The organism is Flexivirga aerilata (genome assembly GCF_013002715.1).
In the GTDB taxonomy this organism is placed as follows: Bacteria; Actinomycetota; Actinomycetes; order Actinomycetales; family Dermatophilaceae; genus Flexivirga; species Flexivirga aerilata.
Genome location: NZ_JABENB010000001.1, coordinates 1239788 through 1254982, shown reverse-complemented (window position 1 = coordinate 1254982; position 15195 = coordinate 1239788). Strand labels below are relative to the sequence as shown.

Here is a 15195-nt window from a genome sequence, read left to right as displayed (position 1 = left end):
TGCCCCTTTTTGCTTTAAGTGATGTTGCCGAAGTGATGTTGCAGAGCAGTGCCTCAGGCTACCCGGCGCCGCGCGCCGCCCTTACGGCGCGACCGCGTGCGCCTGCCCGGGGCCGACGAGCTTCTTGACGGTGCGGCCGTCGTGGAAGTCGCCGATCGCCCGCATCTGCCAGGTCTGCGGGCCGGTGCGCCGCAGCAGCGCCATCAGCACACCGGTCGCCGGCTGTGATGCGGACAGATCGAAACGCACGAGCTCCTCACCGGTGTTGCCGTCGACCAGCCGGCAGAACGCGCGCTGGATGTCGGTGAACTTCTGCCCGCTGAAGGAGTTGATCGTGAACAGCAGCGACGTCACCTGTGGCGGGAGGTTCAGCAGGTCGACCTTGATCTGCTCGTCGTCGCCGTCGCCGGCACCGGTCAGGTTGTCGCCGGTGTGCAGGATCGCGCCACCGAACTCCTTCTTGTGCATGAACCAGACGATCTCGAGCTTCTTGCCGCCCTGGTCGTAGGCGATCACCGACGCGTCGAGGTCGATGCTCTTGCGGCCGGGCGCCGGGTCCCAGCCGAGCCCCATCACGACGTTGGAGAGCGGCGGCGCAGCCGACTTCACCAGGTCCACGCGGGCGCCCTTGGTGAGATCGACCCGGCCCTTGTCGAGGTTGACCACGCCGGCGGACTGCTGGGGCGGGGCCTGGTGCTGCTGGGGTGCCGGCGGTTGCTGGATCGGTGGCGTGGCCGGCTGGGGCGGCGGAGCAGGAGCTGCCTGGGGCGCCTGCTGCGGCATACCCTGCGGCGGGCTGCCGAACTGCGGGGCCGCGGACGCCTCGAACTGCGGCGCGCCGAAGTCGGGCGCAGGGGGCGCGGCCGGCGGCGTCTGTGCAGCGGGCGGCGTCTGTGGAGCGGGCGCAGGGGGCGCGGCCGGCGCGGGCTCGGGCGCCTGCGGAGCCGCACCGTCGTCGCCTTCGACCGAAATGCCGAAATCCGTTGCCAATCCGGCAAGCCCGGAGCTGTAGCCCTGGCCGACGGCGCGCAACTTCCACTGCCCGTTGCGCTGGTAGAGCTCGCCGCTGACAAAGGCGGTCTCGGCGGCCGCCTCCATCGGGAAGGTCGCGATCTGCGCGCCACTGTCCGCGTCGGTGGCGACCAGGGTCAGCCCCGGCACCTGGCCGAACGTGCCACCGTCGGCGGAGGCGGCGAGCACGACGCGCTCGACGTCACCCGGCAGCGCGGTCACGTCGACCTCCAACGAGTCGGCGCCCGGTGTCTTGCCCGTATGCCGCACCGCACCGCTCGCGTGCTGCGGCTGGTTGTAGAAGACGAAGTCGTCGTCGGAGCCGACCCGGCCACCGGCGCGCAGGAGCAGCGCCGACGCGTCCACGTCCGGCACCCCCGGCCTGGGCGTCCAGTGCAGGGTGACCCGCACGCGTGCTGTGGGCAGGGCGGTGTTCGCACCCTTGCTGAGCTGCGTCATGCCGCCATCCTCACATGCGACCGGCTCGCGTCGGGCAGGATCGGAGTATGGCGCGCTCTCACACGGTCTTCGAGCGGCAGGCACCCCACCCCGCGGCCGTCACCTCGTCGCTCGCGACCGCGCGCGACTCCTGCTTCTGGAACGACGACGCGCCGCTCGGCGACCCGCGACCCGCCCTCCGCTCCGACCGACACACCGAACTCGCAGTGGTGGGAGGCGGATTCACCGGGTTGTGGACCGCCGTGCGGGCCAAGCAACGCGATCCGCACCGCACAGTCACGCTCATCGAGGGCGGGCGCCTTGGGTGGTCCGCATCGAGCCGCAACGGCGGCTTCTGCGCGGCGTCACTCACCCACGGCGAGGAGAACGGCCGGTCCCGCTGGCCCGAGGAGCTGGCACGGCTCGACCGGCTCGGCCGGGACAACCTCGCCGGCATCGCGGCGACCTTCGCCGACCACGGCCTCGACACCGAGTTCGAGCAGACCGGCTCACTGTCGGTCGCGGTCGAGCCGCACCAGGTCGAGTGGCTGCGAGCCGCCGCGGCAGCCGATGAGGGGACCTTCCTCGACGAGGCCGCCGTGCGCGCCGAGGTCGCCAGCCCGACCTATCTGGCGGGGCTGACAGCCGACGGCGACGCGCTGCTGCACCCGGCGAAAGCCGTGCGCGCGCTCGCCGGTCTCGCCGAGTCGCTCGGGGTCGAGATCGTGGAGCGCACACCGGTGCGGTCCGTCGAGACCGGTCGCACCGGCCCGGTCCGGCTGCAGACCTCCGGCGGCACGCTGACCGCGGACCGAGTCGCGTTGGCCACCAACGTGTTTCCCGCACTCTTGCGTCGCTATCGGCGGCACACCGTGCCGGTCTACGACTACGTCGTGGTCACCGAGCCGCTGACGGCGCAGCAGCGGGACGCGATCGGCTGGCACAGCCGTCGCGGGATCGACGACCTGGCCAACCAGTTCCACTACTACCGGCTGACCGGCGACGGGCGCATCCTCTTCGGCGGGTATGACGCGGTGCACCACCGCGGCGGGCGGGTCGCACCGTCATACGAGCATCGGCCGGAGACCTATCGGCGGCTCACCGCGCACCTGCTGACGACGTTCCCGCAGCTGGAGGGCATTCGCATCGCGCACCGGTGGGCCGGCCCGATCGACACCTGCACCAGATTTTGCGCGTTCTTCGGCCTGGCCCGGGCGGGCCGGGTCGCGCACGCGGCTGGCTTCACCGGGCTCGGCGTCGGCGCCAGCAGGTTCGCCGGCGACGTGATGCTGGATCTGCTGGACGGTCTCGACACCGAACGCACCCGGCTGCGGATGGTCCGGGAGGCGCCACTGCCGTTCCCGCCCGAGCCGTTGGCCAGCATCGGGATCGAGCTGACGCGGCGTTCGCTCGACCGGGCCGACCACGCGGAGGGCAGGCGCGACCTCTGGTTGCGCACCCTCGACCGGGCGGGTCTCGGATTCGACTCGTAAGACTGGTCGGCCGGGCGCGAGTCAGTCGGACTGCTTGCGCTCGGCGATCCGCAGCGCCAGCTGGAAGCGGGTGGCGACGTCGTGGTCGCTCATCAGCGCCGCGATGCGCCGGCGTACGGTGCGCAGCGAGATGCCCATCGCCCGCGCGATCGCCTCGTCGGTGAGGCCCTGCCGCATCCAGTCGACCAGTGCCTGCGAGGTGTCCGCGGTCGCGTCCATCGGGGACGCCGCGGCCCACAACCGGTCGAAGAGCGCGACGAACGCGGCCACGACCATCGGGTCGCGCAGCACGACGGAGTCGCCGTCGGTGCGACCCCAGTCGGTCGACCCGAGCGCCACCTCGTCGCCGAAACAGACGAAGTCGGAAGGCAACTGGCCGGCGATGCGCTGCTGCTCCCCCAGCGCCGCCCAGTCGGACACCCACGAACTGTCACCGTCGAGGGCGCTCGGCAGATAGAGCGTGCGCTGCTCGCGCCCGGACTCCAGCTGTTGCCGCACGGTCGGGTAGTCATCGACCGAGCCGTCCGGCACGACCGAGAGCGTCTGCCGCACGACGCCCACCGTCGAGGCCATCAGGTGTTCGTGCACCGACGCGAGCACCGCCCGGTCGACGCGCTCGCGCACCGGCTGATCGACCGCCGAAATCTCTTGTCCGACACGGTGATCGGTCACGAAGCTGTCGATCGCGTCGCGCACCCGGGCGAGATCCTGTCGCCGGGTCGCCAGGCGCGCCTCCTCGGCGCTGACCACCCGCTCGAGCGCCGCGCGCGGATGGTCGGCGACCACTTCGCCGAGGTCGGTGACCCGCACCAACCGCCGCGCGCGCAGCTGCTCGATCGCGTGCTCCGCCTCGTAGTCGGTCCAGCCCAGCTGCGCAACGTGCGCCGCGAGCGTCAGTCCCGGGGCACGCAGCACGTGGCGGTAGAGCTGTTCGCCCTGTGGTCCGACACCGAGCACTCCGAGGCGACCGTCCATGCCGGCCAGCCTAGAGCGCGACTGACGGCTCCCTCGGCGAGTGACGCCCCGATGGGACCGTCGTTCGCCGAGGAAGCCGTCAGTGGGCGGAGCGGAGGCGGGGCTACTCGTCGACGCCGACGCCGCGCGCGAGGTTGCTGCGGTGGCGCGCGTAGACGAAGTAGATGACGATCCCGATCGCCATCCAGACGATCAGTCGGATCCAGGTGCCGACCGGCAGGTTGATCATCAGATAGAGGCTGGTGATCACCGCGAGGATCGGTATAACGGGCACCCACGGCACGCGGAACGACCGGGGCAGGTCGGGCTGGCTCTTGCGCAGCACGATCACCGCGACCGAGACCAGGCAGAACGCCGAGAGCGTGCCGATGTTGGTCGCCTCACCGAGCACCTGGAGCGGCAGGAACGCGGCGAGCGCGGCCACCACCACGGCGGTGATGATCGTGATGCGGTAGGGCGTCTTGAATTTCGGGTGCACGGCCGAGAAGGACTTCGGCAGCAGCCCGTCGCGGGCCATCGCGAAGAACACCCGCGACTGGCCGTACATCAGGATCAGCACCGTCGAGGTGAGGCCGGCGAGTGCACCGATCGAGATCACCGTCGAAGCCCAGCTGACGCCCACCTGATCGAAGGCGTAGGCGAGTGGCGCGCCGTTGGTGTTGGAGTCGGTGAGCTTGTCGTAGGGCACCATGCCGGTCACCACGAGGCTGGTCAGTATGTAGAGCACGGTGCAGATCGCCAGCGACGCGAAGATGCCGATCGGCAGGTCGCGCTGCGGGCGCTTGGTCTCCTCGGCCGCGGTCGCGACGATGTCGAAGCCGATGAACGCGAAGAACACCAGGCTGGCACCGAAGAAGATGCCGGGCACCCCGAAGGAACTCGTCGGCTGGCCGAGCAACACCTGGATGAGCGGCGCCTGGTCGAAGCCGGAGGCGGAGTCGCCGGGCTTGCTGTCGGGGATGAACGGGGTCCAGTTGGACTTGGTGACGTAGAAGAAGCCAACCAGGATCACGATCATGATCACGGTCAGCTTGATCGCCACGACGATCACGTTGGTCCGCGAACTCTCCCGCACGCCGAGCACGAGGATCGCCGCGACGATGCCGACGATGACCACGGCGGGCAGGTTGAAGACGGCATCCTCGCCGGCGATCGACGACGGCAGGTCGATGCCGACGTCGGCCAGCAGGCTGGTGAAGTAGCCCGACCACCCCTTCGCCACGGTCGCGGCACCGAACGCGAACTCCAGGATCAGGTCCCACCCGATCACCCAGGCGAACAACTCACCGAGTGAGGTGTAGGAGAAGGTGTATGCCGAGCCGGCCACCGGCACGGCGGAAGCGAACTCGGCGTAACACAGCGCGGCCAGGCCACACACGACGGCGGCCACCACGAAGGACAGCGGCACCGCCGGGCCGGCCTTCTCGGCGGCCGCGGTGCCGGTCAGCACGAAGATGCCCGTGCCGACGATGACCCCGACCCCGAAGATGGTCAGCTGGAGCGGGCCCATCTCCTTCTTGAGGCCGTGCTCGCCCTCGGTGTCCCGGATCGCCTGTTGCACGGACTTCTTGCGCAGCAGTGAGGACTGCGCCTTGCCGGTCGTCTGTCCCATCGGGTCAGGGTATTCCCAGGGACCGGGCGAACGGGGCATTTCCGGCGACCCGTTCCCGAACCGAATCCCGTTGCATTTGTTCGCAATTCAAATCGACGGCGGCTCGCGTCACCGGAAGCGACCTGACACGAATCAGGCGCCATCCCTTGACAGCCGCACCTGCGCTCCCGCACGCTACCTAACACGATTTACGTGATCTGGAGCACCCATGAGTGAATTCACCCGCCGCAGCGCCCTCGGCATCGCCGGAGTCGGCACGATCGCCGCCCTCACCGCCGGCTTCCCGCGGCTGACCGGCCGCGACATCCCGGGGCGCGGCTCGGACGACCTGACGGTCGCGATCCTCGGCACGGCGCAGGACGCCGCGGCCCGGCAGGGCCTGTTGCAGGCCTTCCACGCCGAGCACCCCGACATCCCGGTCCGCTTCCAGGCGATCCAGGGCGCCGACTGGAGCGACTTCTTCGCCAAGGTGCTGACGCTGGTCGCCGCCGGCACCCCGCCCGACGTGGTGATGGTGGCGACCGAGGGCGCGCAGTTGTTCGCCGACCGGCTCGCCGAACCGCTCGACAGCTACGTCCTGCGCGACGCCGACGTCATGCAGGACTACTTCTCCGACGTGCACCCGGCCCTGGTCGAGGCCTTCATGTATCGCGGCCACCTCTACCAGGTGCCGGGCGATTTCAACGCGGCCGACATGTACCTCAACCTGGCCGCGCTGCGCCGGGCCGGGCTGGAGCGGCCCGCCGACGACTGGACCAAGGATGACTTCCACACGATGCTGCGCGCGATCAAGCGCACCTCGCCGGCGGGCACCGTGCCGTTCTACTGGACCAACCGGCTGTGGGGTGGCGTCGTGCCCTGGCTCTACGCCAACGACACCTCGATCCTCAAGCAGACGCAGGCCACCGGCGGCGAATGGCTCTGGAAACGCTTCTATTCCGGTGACCCAGCCGCTGCCGGGCGAGCCGGCGGGCCGCTCTGGCTGGAGCCGAACGCGCTCGACCCACGCGTGGAGGAGACCTTCGACTTCTTGCGTCGGATCGTCGCCGAGGGGCTCGGCAGCAGTCCGGCCCAGGGCGGCGGCGACACCCTGGTGCCGCAGTTCGCGAGCGGCCGGGTCGGCATGACCCCCGCCGGCGGCTACTGGGTGCAGGGCCTGCACGAGGCGGGTATGCCGGGGAGCGCCTACGACGTGCAGTTCTTCCCGCGGTGGCGCAGCCAGCGCGCACAGTTCGGTGCGGCCGGCTACGCGATCATGCGCACCTCGCACCGCAAGGACGAGGCGTGGGAGTGGATCAAGTTCTGCACCACCCGGCGCGGCATGCAGCTGTCGATCCCGGATCCGAACACCACCCCGACCCGCCGCTCCCTGGTCGATGCGGCGCTCTACCGGGGCAAGGGCCCGGCGCACTGGCGGGTCTTCTACGACACGCTCGACAAGTTCCCGGGCACCGGCCCGATCCCGGCGCCACCGCAGCAGGCGGCCGTCGAGACGGCCCTGATCAAGAACGTCGTCGGAGCCGTCACCGGCTCCGCCGCCGGCACCCGCGGTGCGATGCACCGCCTCCAGGACGACCTCAGCACGGCCCTCGGGAGCGACCGATGACGACCTCAGCACCTTCCCGCACCCAGCCGTCGACGACGTCGAAGGTCGGTGAAAAACGCGTGACCGCAACGCTTTCCACGCAGCGACGCAAGGAGCGACTGCTGGCCACGGTGTTCCTGGCGCCGACCGTGATCGGCATCTTCGTCTTCACCGTGGTGCCGATCGTCGGCTCGTTCCTGCTCGCGTTCTTCCGCTGGGACATCATCTCCAGCCCCCGCTTCGTCGGCCTGGACAACTTCACCTCGCTCGGCACCGACCGCACCCTGCGCGTCGCCTTCGCCAACACGATCGCGTTCGTGGTGGTCGCCGTGCTCCTGCAACTGGCGGTCGCGCTCGCGCTCGCGGTGCTCGTGCAGGGGCACCTGCCGACCTGGCTGCGCAGCATCCTGCGCTCGGTGTTCTTCTTCCCGCTGATCCTGTCCGCCGCGTCGGTCTCGATCATCATGAGCTACCTGTTCAACCAGGACTTCGGTCTGGTCAACCAGGTCCTCACCGGCGTCGGGCTGCCCGACGTGCCGTGGCTGACTTCCGGCCCGGGCGCCCAGTTGCTGGTCGTGCTGGTCTATGTCTGGCAGAACTTCGGCTTCTCGTTCCTGCTCTTCGTCGGCGGCCTGGCCTCGATCCCGCGTGACGTCTACGAGGCCGCCGCCATCGACGGGGCATCCGGCTGGCGGCAGTTCCGGCAGATCACCTTCCCGCTGCTGTCCCCCACGACCTTGGTCGCCTCGGTCATGGCGGTGATCTCGGCGTTGCAGATCTTCGACCAGCCCTACGTGCTGACCCGAGGCGGCCCCGGCGACTCGACCCGCACCGTGGTGATGGTGATCTACGAAAACGCCTTCCAGCAGCTGCAATTCGGCCGCGCCTCGGCCATCGGGATCGTGCTCACGGTCTTCATCATGCTCGCCACCGCGCTGCAGTTCCGCCTGTCGCGCCGCTTCATCCACTACTCCTGAGGACGAGAGACATGGCAACGATCACCCAGCACCCCGCGCCTCGTTCCGTATGGCGCAGCCGGCTCCTCTCCGGCGCGCCCCGCGTGGCCTTCCTGGCCGTCGCCGTGGCGCTCACCCTCGGCCCCGTCGTCTGGACCGTCCTCACCGCGCTACGACCGCCGAGTGAGGCGCTCGGCTCCTCACCGCTCAGCCTCGACAATCTCGGATTTGATTCGTTCCGAGCCGTTTTCGACCAGGTGGACCTCTGGCTGCTGATCCTCAACAGCGTGCTCGTCACCGGGCTGTGCGCGGTCGGGCAGATGTTCACCGCCTGCCTCGGCGGCTACATCTTCGCCCGGGTGCCGTTCCGCGGGCGCGGCGTGCTCTTCTCGATGATCATGGCCACGATGATGGTCCCGATGCAGGTGACGATCGTCCCGGTCTTCATGCTGATCCGCGGGATGCATTTGTCGGACACCCTGCTCGCGCTGATCCTGCCGGCCATCCCCACGGCGTTCGGCACCTTCCTCATGCGGCAGTACTTCATGACGCTGCCGCCCGATCTCGCCGAAGCCGCGGCCATCGACGGCGCCAGCCCGTGGCGCACCTTCCGGTCGGTCTACGCGCCCCTCGCCACCCCGGGCCTGGCCATCGTCGGGATCCTCGCCTTCAACTACCACTGGAACGAGTTTTTCCGGCCGCTGATCATGACGATCAGCGAGAAGAACTTCACCCTGCCCCTCGGCCTGGTCTCGCTGCAGGGCAACAAGGGCACCGGCAGCGTCGCCGTCGTCCTCGCCGGCGTGGTGATCTCCATGATCCCGGCGCTGCTGGTCTTCGTCTTCGGCCAGCGCCCGCTCCGCGAGGGCCTGACCACCGGCAGCTTCCGGTGACGAAACCTCCTGCGCCACAAGCGACTTCGAAAGGACCCCGGGTGAATCCCGCGCTGCCGCAACTGCACATCCGGCCGGCCCACGGCTGGCTCAACGACCCGAACGGCATCGTCCGGCACCGCGACGTCTGGCACGTCTTCTACCAGGCGAACCCGCACGCACCGGTGCACGGCGACATCCAGTGGGGCCACGCGAGCAGTGCCGACCTGGTGCACTGGCAACTCGAACCGATCGCGTTCGGGCCCGAGCCCGACGGCCCGGACGCAGCCGGATGCTGGAGCGGGGTCCACCTCCCCTGGCTCGATCGGCCGGCGGTCGCCTACAGCGGGGTGGTCGACGACACCTACGCCAGCACGGTCTGCGTGCGGGAGGCGCTCGACGACGACCTGCTGCTCTGGTCGGCCCCCCGGGTGGTCGCCCGGACCCCGCCGGAGGTCAGTGTCATGCGTGACCCCTTCTGCTTCACCTGGGGCGGCCGCCGCTGGGCGCTGCTCGGCGCGCGCGTGGACGACGCCGTGCCGGCCGTCCTGCTGTTCTCGGTGGACGACCCGGAAAGTTGGCACTACGAGGGTGTGTGGCTGCGTGGCGACGACCTGCCCGACGGCATCGAGTCGGAGGCGGACATCTGGGAGTGCCCGCAGCTGGTCGTCGGCGACGCCGGCGAGTGCGCGCTGATCGTGTCGCTGCAGCGCGACGGTGTGCTCGGCCGGGTGCAGGCACTCCGCGGCCGCCTGGTGGCCGATGGCGACCTGCCCCGCTTCGCGCCACGGTCGGTGCAGCTGCTCGACACCGACAACTGGTTCTACGCGCCTCAGGTCGCGTCGGACGGCGCAACACCGTTGCTGTTCGGCTGGATTCGCGATGTCGACAAGCCGGCGGACGCGGGTGCGGTGTCCGGCTGCCTGACCCTGCCCCGGCGGCTGGAGCTGACGCCCGAGGGTCTGCGGCAACGGGTCGCCACCGAGTTCGCCCGGCTCGCCGACGACCGGCAGACTCACCGCACGCTCGCGCCGGACACGCCGCTGTCGCTCCCCCCACGGGGCCGGGTCCGCTGGTCCGCCGCCGCGGACCTGACGCTGCGAGCCGGTGACGTCACCTACCGGCTGCTCGGCGGTCCCGGTGTCGACCTCTGGACCGACGGCGAGGTGGTGGAGATCCTGCCGCCGAGCGGTCCCACGACGACACTGCGCGCAAGCGGCAGCGAGCACTGGCTGCTCGAGACAGCGCAGCCGGTCACCGCGTGGGTGGCGGAGCTGCCACCGACTCTCGCCATACGAGCGGAGACGGGAGCTCACGCAACGTCGGCGTGACCGGGGCGTCGGGCTGCTCGACCACGTCGAGCAGCAGGTCGACGGCCTGACGACCCATCTCCCGGTGCGGCAGGGCCAGGGTGGAAAGGCTCGGCACGAGGTTGGCCGCCAGCTCCTCCTGGTCGTCGAAGCCGAGGATGCTGAGGTCCGCGGGCACCGCGAGCCCCAGGCCGGCAGCCGCGAGCAGCGCCCCCGCCGCCACCCGGTCGTTGACGCAGAAGATCGCCGTCGGACGTCGCTGCCGGAGCTGCCCGTCCGCCCGCGTCAGCATCGCGCGGGTCGCGTGGAAGCCGGCGTCGATCGTCCATCCACCCCGAAGCTCTTGCACCGCAACCGGTTTCACACCCGACTCGGCGAGCGTCTTTGTGAAACCGGCCAGCCGGCGCGGCCCTGCGACGACCAGGTCACCGGTGATCACGCCGATCTGCCGATGACCCATGTCGAGCAGACACCGGGCAGCGGTCGCACCCGCCTCCTCCTCGGCCGGTATGACGGAGGGCAACTCACCGCGCGCATCGAAGCAGTTGGCCAGCACCGTCGGCAGACCGACATCCGGCACTGACGCGACCTCGCGCAGTCCCATCGACGCATAGATCAGGCCGTCGACGCGGCGCCCGGCGAACTCCTCAGCCGCCTGCTCCTCCAGCGCCGGGCGCTCCCCGCTGTCGAAGACCGCGACGAGGTGACCGCGCTCCCGGGCGCGGTCGGTGGCGCCGCCGAGCAACTGCCCGGCGAACGGGCTCGACGCGATGGAGTCGGTGATCAGCCCGATGAGCTGCGTCCGGCTGGTGCGCAGGCTCCGGGCGACCGGGTGCGGCCGGTAGTCCAGCTCCCGCGCGGCCTCCAGGATGCGTTGCCGGGTGGCCTCGGCGATGTTGCCGTCGCTCTTGCCGTTGAGCACGAACGACACCGCCGTGCGGGAGACCCCGGCGCGGTGCGCCACGTCGAGAGCGGTCGCCGGCTTGCCCGGCGACCGCTCGTCCCGACGCGGCGTGCGGCCACCCCCGGAGGTCGGGTGGCCGCCGGGGTTCACAGGCCGAGCTCGCGGGCGCCGGTGGCCGACGAGTCGCGCAGGAAGTCGGCTGTGCGCCGCTGCTCGTCGGTCTCGCCGATCGCGTCGGCCGCCTTGGAGAGCGCCGCGAGCGCGCGGAGGAAGCCGCGGTTGGGTTCGTGCTCCCACGGCACCGGGCCCTGGCCGCGCCAGCCCGACTTGCGCAGCGCGTCGAGCCCGCGGTGGTAGCCGGTGCGGGCAAACGCGTAGGCCTCGATCACGTCACCGTCGGCGAGTGCGTCCTCCGCGAGGGTCGCCCAGGCGAGCGACGAGCTCGGGTTGGTGCGGGCGACGTCGCGCGGGTCGACGCCCTGCTCGAGGGCCGAACTCGCAGGATCGACAGGCAGTTTCGTCTCGGGTATGCCGAGCAGGTTCTCACTCATCGGATATCCCGCCGATCAGGAGATGTGCTTGCCGGCCGAGCCGAGGTGCTCGCACGCCTCGACGACCCGCTCCGACATACCGGTCTCGGCCGCCTTGCCCCAGGCGCGCGGGTCGTACTTCTTCTTGTCACCGACCTCGCCGTCGATCTTGAGCACGCCGTCGTAGTTGCTCATCATCCAGCCGGCGACCGGGCGGGTGAAGGCGTACTGGGTGTCGGTGTCGACGTTCATCTTGACGACGCCGTAGGAGACTGCTTCCTCGATCTCCTTGGGGTCGGAGCCGGAGCCGCCGTGGAAGACCAGGTGGAACGGCTTGTCGTCGGCGGTCTTGAACTCCTGGTGCACCGCGTCCTGGGCAGTCTTGAGCACCTCGGGACGGAGCTTGACGTTGCCCGGCTTGTAGACGCCGTGCACGTTGCCGAAGGTCAGGGCGGTCATGTAGTAGCCCTTGTCGCCGGTGCCGAGCGCCTTCGCGGTGGCGATCGCGTCCTCGGGGGTGGAGTAGAGCTTGTCGTCGATCTTGCCCTCGACGCCGTCCTCCTCGCCGCCGACGACGCCCACCTCGATCTCCAGGATGATCTTGGCGGCCTTGCACTTCTCGAGCAATTCCTCTGCGATCTGGAGGTTTTCGTGCAGTTCGACCGCCGAGCCGTCCCACATGTGCGACTGGAAGTAGGGCAGACCGCCCTGCTTCACGCGCTCGGTCGACGCCTCGAGCAGCGGACGCACAAAGGTGTCCAGCTTGTCCTTCGGGCAGTGGTCGGTGTGCAGCGCGATGTTCACGTCGTATGCCGATGCGACCTCGTGCGCGAACGCCGACATGGCGAGCGCACCCGTCACCATGTTCTTCACACCCAGGCCGGAGAAGTATTCGGCGCCGCCGGTCGAGACCTGGATGATGCCGTCGCTGCCGGCGTCGGCGAAGCCCTTGATGGCCGCGTTGAGGGTCTGGCTGCTCGAGACGTTGATGGCCGGGTAGGCGAAGCCGCCCTTCTTGGCCTTGTCGAGCATCTCGGCGTAGACCTCGGGGGTCGCAATCGGCATGGTGAACTCCGTTTCGACGTCAGAATTGCCGTTCCGGATCATCCTTCCATGCGGCGGCCGTCCGCGGCGGGGTGGTCGCACCAGCTGGGACGACGGCTACGAGGCCAGCCGAGATCAGCCGAGATCGTCGATCCGGCGCTGCAGCGCGGCGCGCTCGGCGTCGCTGCCGCACATCCCCACCGCCAGCCGGTATGACGCGAGCGCCTCCTCGTCGCGCCCGGCGCGACGCAGCAGCTCCGCCCGGACCGCGGGCAACCGGTGCGTCCGCCCGAGGGAGTCCTCCAGCCCGTCGAGCAGGGCGAACGCGGCCGGGACGTCCCCCGCCTCGGCGACGGCGACCGCCCGGTTGAGCCGCACCACCGGTGAGCCGGTGAGGTCGTCCAGTTGCCGGTAGAAGTCGCTGATCACCACCCAGTCGGTGTCCTGCGCCCGGGCCGCGCGCGCGTGCTCGGCGGCGATCAGGGCCTGCAGCAGGTAGTCCGCGGCGAGCGCGCTCGACAGCCGCGCCGCACCGCCTCCGGTGAGCGACTGCAGCAGCGCCATACCCTCGTCGATCTCGGCGCGGTGCCAGCGCGTGCGGTCCTGGTCCGGCAGCAGCACGATCCGGCCACTGCCGTCGACCCGCGCGTCGCGGCGGGAATGCTGCAGCAGCATCAACGCCTCCAGCGCGATCAATGACGGATTTGCTTGTGCGGCAGGGTTGTTCGACCGCAAGAGTCCCACCAGCCGGATCGCCTCGCCGGCGAGCTCGGCACGCACGACATCCGGCCCGCTGCCGGGCGCGTAGCCGGCGGTGAAGGCCAGATAGGCGACCTTCGCGACCGTGTCGAGCCGGTCGGCCAGCACGTCGTCACCGGGTATGGCGAGCGGCACGCCCGCGGCGACGACCTTCTTGCGGGCGCGGGTGAGCCGGGCCGCCATGGTCGCCTCGCCGACCAGGAAGAGCCGCGCGATGTCGGCGGTCTGCACGCCGAGCACCAGCCGCAGGGTGAGGGCGGCGCCCGACTCCGGCGACAGCGACGGATGAGCGGCGAGCAGCACCAGGCGGAGCAGGTCGTCGTCCGGCGTCGTGCGGTGCCGCATCCGGGAGTCCTCCTCCATCGCGAGCAGGGGCTGCTTGCGGGCCGCGACCGCCTCGGCACGCAGCCGGTCCAGCACCCGCCGCCGAGCCGCGGTCAGCAGCCAGGCGGCGGGATTGTCGGGGATGCCGTCCTGCGGCCAGCGCCGGGCAGCGGTCTCGAATGCCTCGGCGAGCGCGTCCTCGGCCAGGTCCAGCCGCCGGGTCCGGCGGACGAGCAGGGCCAGCAGCCGGCCCCACTCGTCGCGCCATACCTGCTCGAGCGTGGTCATGCGGACAGGTCGACCTCGATGCAGGGGCGCACCTCGAGGGTGTAGATCTCCGGCAGCAGCTCACACCAGGCGAGCACCTGGTCCAGATCGGGCGCCTGCACCAGGTAGAACCCGCCGATCTGTTCGGCGGTCTCGGCATACGGGCCGTCGGTCAGCTCGGTCTTCCCGCTGCGCCGTCGCACGGTCGTCGCGGTGTCGGTGCCGGCGAGCGCCTCGCCGCCGAGGATGTCGTCGCCGACGACCCGCCCGAAGTCGAGATGGTCGCGGTGCCAGCCCGCGCGCTGCTCGTCGGTGGCGGCCTCCCACTCGCCCTCGCGACCGGCCAGCAGCACGAGATACTTCGTCATGACGCCCGCTCCTGCTGGGTCACCGTGCGGCGCAGCTCGACGCCGTCACCGAGCGCGGTGATGATCTTGCAGCAGTCGAGCACGTCGTCGACGTCGTCGGTCTCGACGAGGTAGAAGCCACCGACCTGTTCGACGGCCTCGGCATACGGACCCTCGGTGACGGTGTCGCTGCCCGGCGCGATGCGCTTGGTCTCGTCGCTGGCGTGCAGCTCCGCTCCCCCGGTGATGCGGTGGCCGCGCGCGGTGAGTTCCTTTGCGAACCGCCCGTATTCGGCGTAACCGTGCTTGCGTTCCTCCGGCGTCATCGTCGTCCACCATCGGTCGGCGTCGCCGAGGATCACGATCATGTATTCGGTCATCTCTACTCTCCTTGCATCTCGCGCAGTTCGATGAGGTCACCGGTGCTGGACAGCTGCTCGCAGCAGGCGATCACGCCGTCCCGGTCGTCGCTCTCGATCAGGTAGAACCCGACGATCTGCTCGACGGACTCGGTGAAGGGCCCGTCGGTGACGGTCGTCCCGCCGTGCCCGTCGGGCCGCATCGACAGCGCCTGCGCGGACGGCTGCAACGGACCGGCGACAAGGATGATGTGCCCGCCCTCGGCCAACTCCTTGTGGAACCGCTCGTGGGCGCGCTGCCCCTTCTCGTGTTCCTCCGGCGGCAGCTTCGCCCACTCCGCCTCCGGAGCCGGCAGCAACACCAGGAATCGCGTGCTCATCGATGACCTCTCGTCATGCGTCGTTTCGT

15 protein-coding genes are annotated in these 15195 nt (G+C 70.2%); 5 read left to right on the top strand and 10 right to left on the bottom strand.

The genetic code is table 11. The features are described 5' to 3' along the window. Positions 1–81: 81 nt before the first annotated feature. Positions 82–1470, bottom strand: coding sequence for a TerD family protein (locus HJ588_RS19285; RefSeq protein ID WP_171153001.1), 1389 nt, complete (start codon positions 1468–1470; stop codon positions 82–84). Positions 1471–1517: 47 nt separating this feature from the next. On the opposite strand from HJ588_RS19285, the gene HJ588_RS05930 reads away from it, so the two are divergent. Continuing rightward, positions 1518–2942: an NAD(P)/FAD-dependent oxidoreductase gene (locus tag HJ588_RS05930; protein ID WP_171152999.1), complete on the top strand. Its 1425-nt coding sequence runs from the start codon at positions 1518–1520 to the stop codon at positions 2940–2942. Positions 2943–2963: 21 nt separating this feature from the next. Here the strand turns inward: HJ588_RS05930 and HJ588_RS05925 are convergent, their stop codons facing one another. Both HJ588_RS05925 and HJ588_RS05920 read right to left on the bottom strand, forming a co-directional pair. Further along, complete coding sequence (locus HJ588_RS05925; protein WP_171152997.1) at positions 2964–3917, bottom strand: helix-turn-helix domain-containing protein; 954 nt, start codon at positions 3915–3917, stop codon at positions 2964–2966. Between the two features lie 103 nt (positions 3918–4020). Further along, positions 4021–5529, bottom strand: a complete 1509-nt coding sequence (locus tag HJ588_RS05920) for an amino acid permease (RefSeq protein ID WP_171152996.1) — start codon at positions 5527–5529, stop codon at positions 4021–4023. Positions 5530–5737: 208 nt separating this feature from the next. Between HJ588_RS05920 and HJ588_RS05915 the strand changes: the two genes are divergently transcribed. Genes HJ588_RS05915 through HJ588_RS05900 form a run of 4 tightly spaced genes read left to right on the top strand, consistent with a single transcriptional unit; the run spans position 5738 to position 10273 of the window. After that, the gene (locus tag HJ588_RS05915) at positions 5738–7135 is read left to right on the top strand and encodes an extracellular solute-binding protein (RefSeq protein WP_171152994.1); all 1398 of its coding nucleotides are present in this window, start codon (positions 5738–5740) and stop codon (positions 7133–7135) included. Next, positions 7132–8091 (top strand): carbohydrate ABC transporter permease, encoded by a 960-nt coding sequence (locus HJ588_RS05910; protein ID WP_171152992.1) that lies wholly within the window; start codon positions 7132–7134, stop codon positions 8089–8091. The genes HJ588_RS05915 and HJ588_RS05910 overlap by 4 nt, the downstream gene beginning before the upstream one ends. Before the next feature lie 11 nt (positions 8092–8102). Next, positions 8103–8963, top strand: a complete 861-nt coding sequence (locus HJ588_RS05905) for a carbohydrate ABC transporter permease (RefSeq protein WP_171152988.1) — start codon at positions 8103–8105, stop codon at positions 8961–8963. 41 nt (positions 8964–9004) lie between these two features. Next, positions 9005–10273 carry a glycoside hydrolase family protein gene (locus tag HJ588_RS05900; protein WP_171152986.1) on the top strand — a complete coding sequence of 423 codons (1269 nt, stop codon included), beginning with the start codon at positions 9005–9007 and terminating at the stop codon, positions 10271–10273. Here the strand turns inward: HJ588_RS05900 and HJ588_RS05895 are convergent. From HJ588_RS05895 to HJ588_RS05865, 7 genes are all read right to left on the bottom strand, one after another. Further along, positions 10197–11306 (bottom strand): substrate-binding domain-containing protein, encoded by a 1110-nt coding sequence (locus HJ588_RS05895; protein WP_171152984.1) that lies wholly within the window; start codon positions 11304–11306, stop codon positions 10197–10199. The genes HJ588_RS05900 and HJ588_RS05895 overlap by 77 nt on opposite strands. Beyond that, complete coding sequence (locus tag HJ588_RS05890; protein ID WP_171152982.1) at positions 11303–11707, bottom strand: DUF3151 domain-containing protein; 405 nt, start codon at positions 11705–11707, stop codon at positions 11303–11305. Before HJ588_RS05890 ends, HJ588_RS05895 begins: the two co-directional genes overlap by 4 nt. Before the next feature lie 15 nt (positions 11708–11722). Continuing rightward, positions 11723–12751: a class II fructose-bisphosphate aldolase gene (gene fbaA / locus HJ588_RS05885; RefSeq protein ID WP_171152980.1), complete on the bottom strand. Its 1029-nt coding sequence runs from the start codon at positions 12749–12751 to the stop codon at positions 11723–11725. Positions 12752–12865: 114 nt separating this feature from the next. After that, positions 12866–14101, bottom strand: a complete 1236-nt coding sequence (locus HJ588_RS05880) for an RNA polymerase sigma factor (protein ID WP_171152978.1) — start codon at positions 14099–14101, stop codon at positions 12866–12868. Further along, complete coding sequence (locus HJ588_RS05875; protein ID WP_171152976.1) at positions 14098–14448, bottom strand: YciI family protein; 351 nt, start codon at positions 14446–14448, stop codon at positions 14098–14100. The genes HJ588_RS05880 and HJ588_RS05875 overlap by 4 nt, the downstream gene beginning before the upstream one ends. Beyond that, a complete protein-coding gene (locus HJ588_RS05870; protein WP_171152974.1) occupies positions 14445–14807 on the bottom strand; it encodes a YciI family protein in 363 nt (120 codons plus the stop codon). Before HJ588_RS05870 ends, HJ588_RS05875 begins: the two co-directional genes overlap by 4 nt. A gap of 2 nt (positions 14808–14809) precedes the next feature. After that, complete coding sequence (locus HJ588_RS05865) at positions 14810–15166, bottom strand: YciI family protein (RefSeq protein WP_171152972.1); 357 nt, start codon at positions 15164–15166, stop codon at positions 14810–14812. Positions 15167–15195 lie beyond the last annotated feature (29 nt).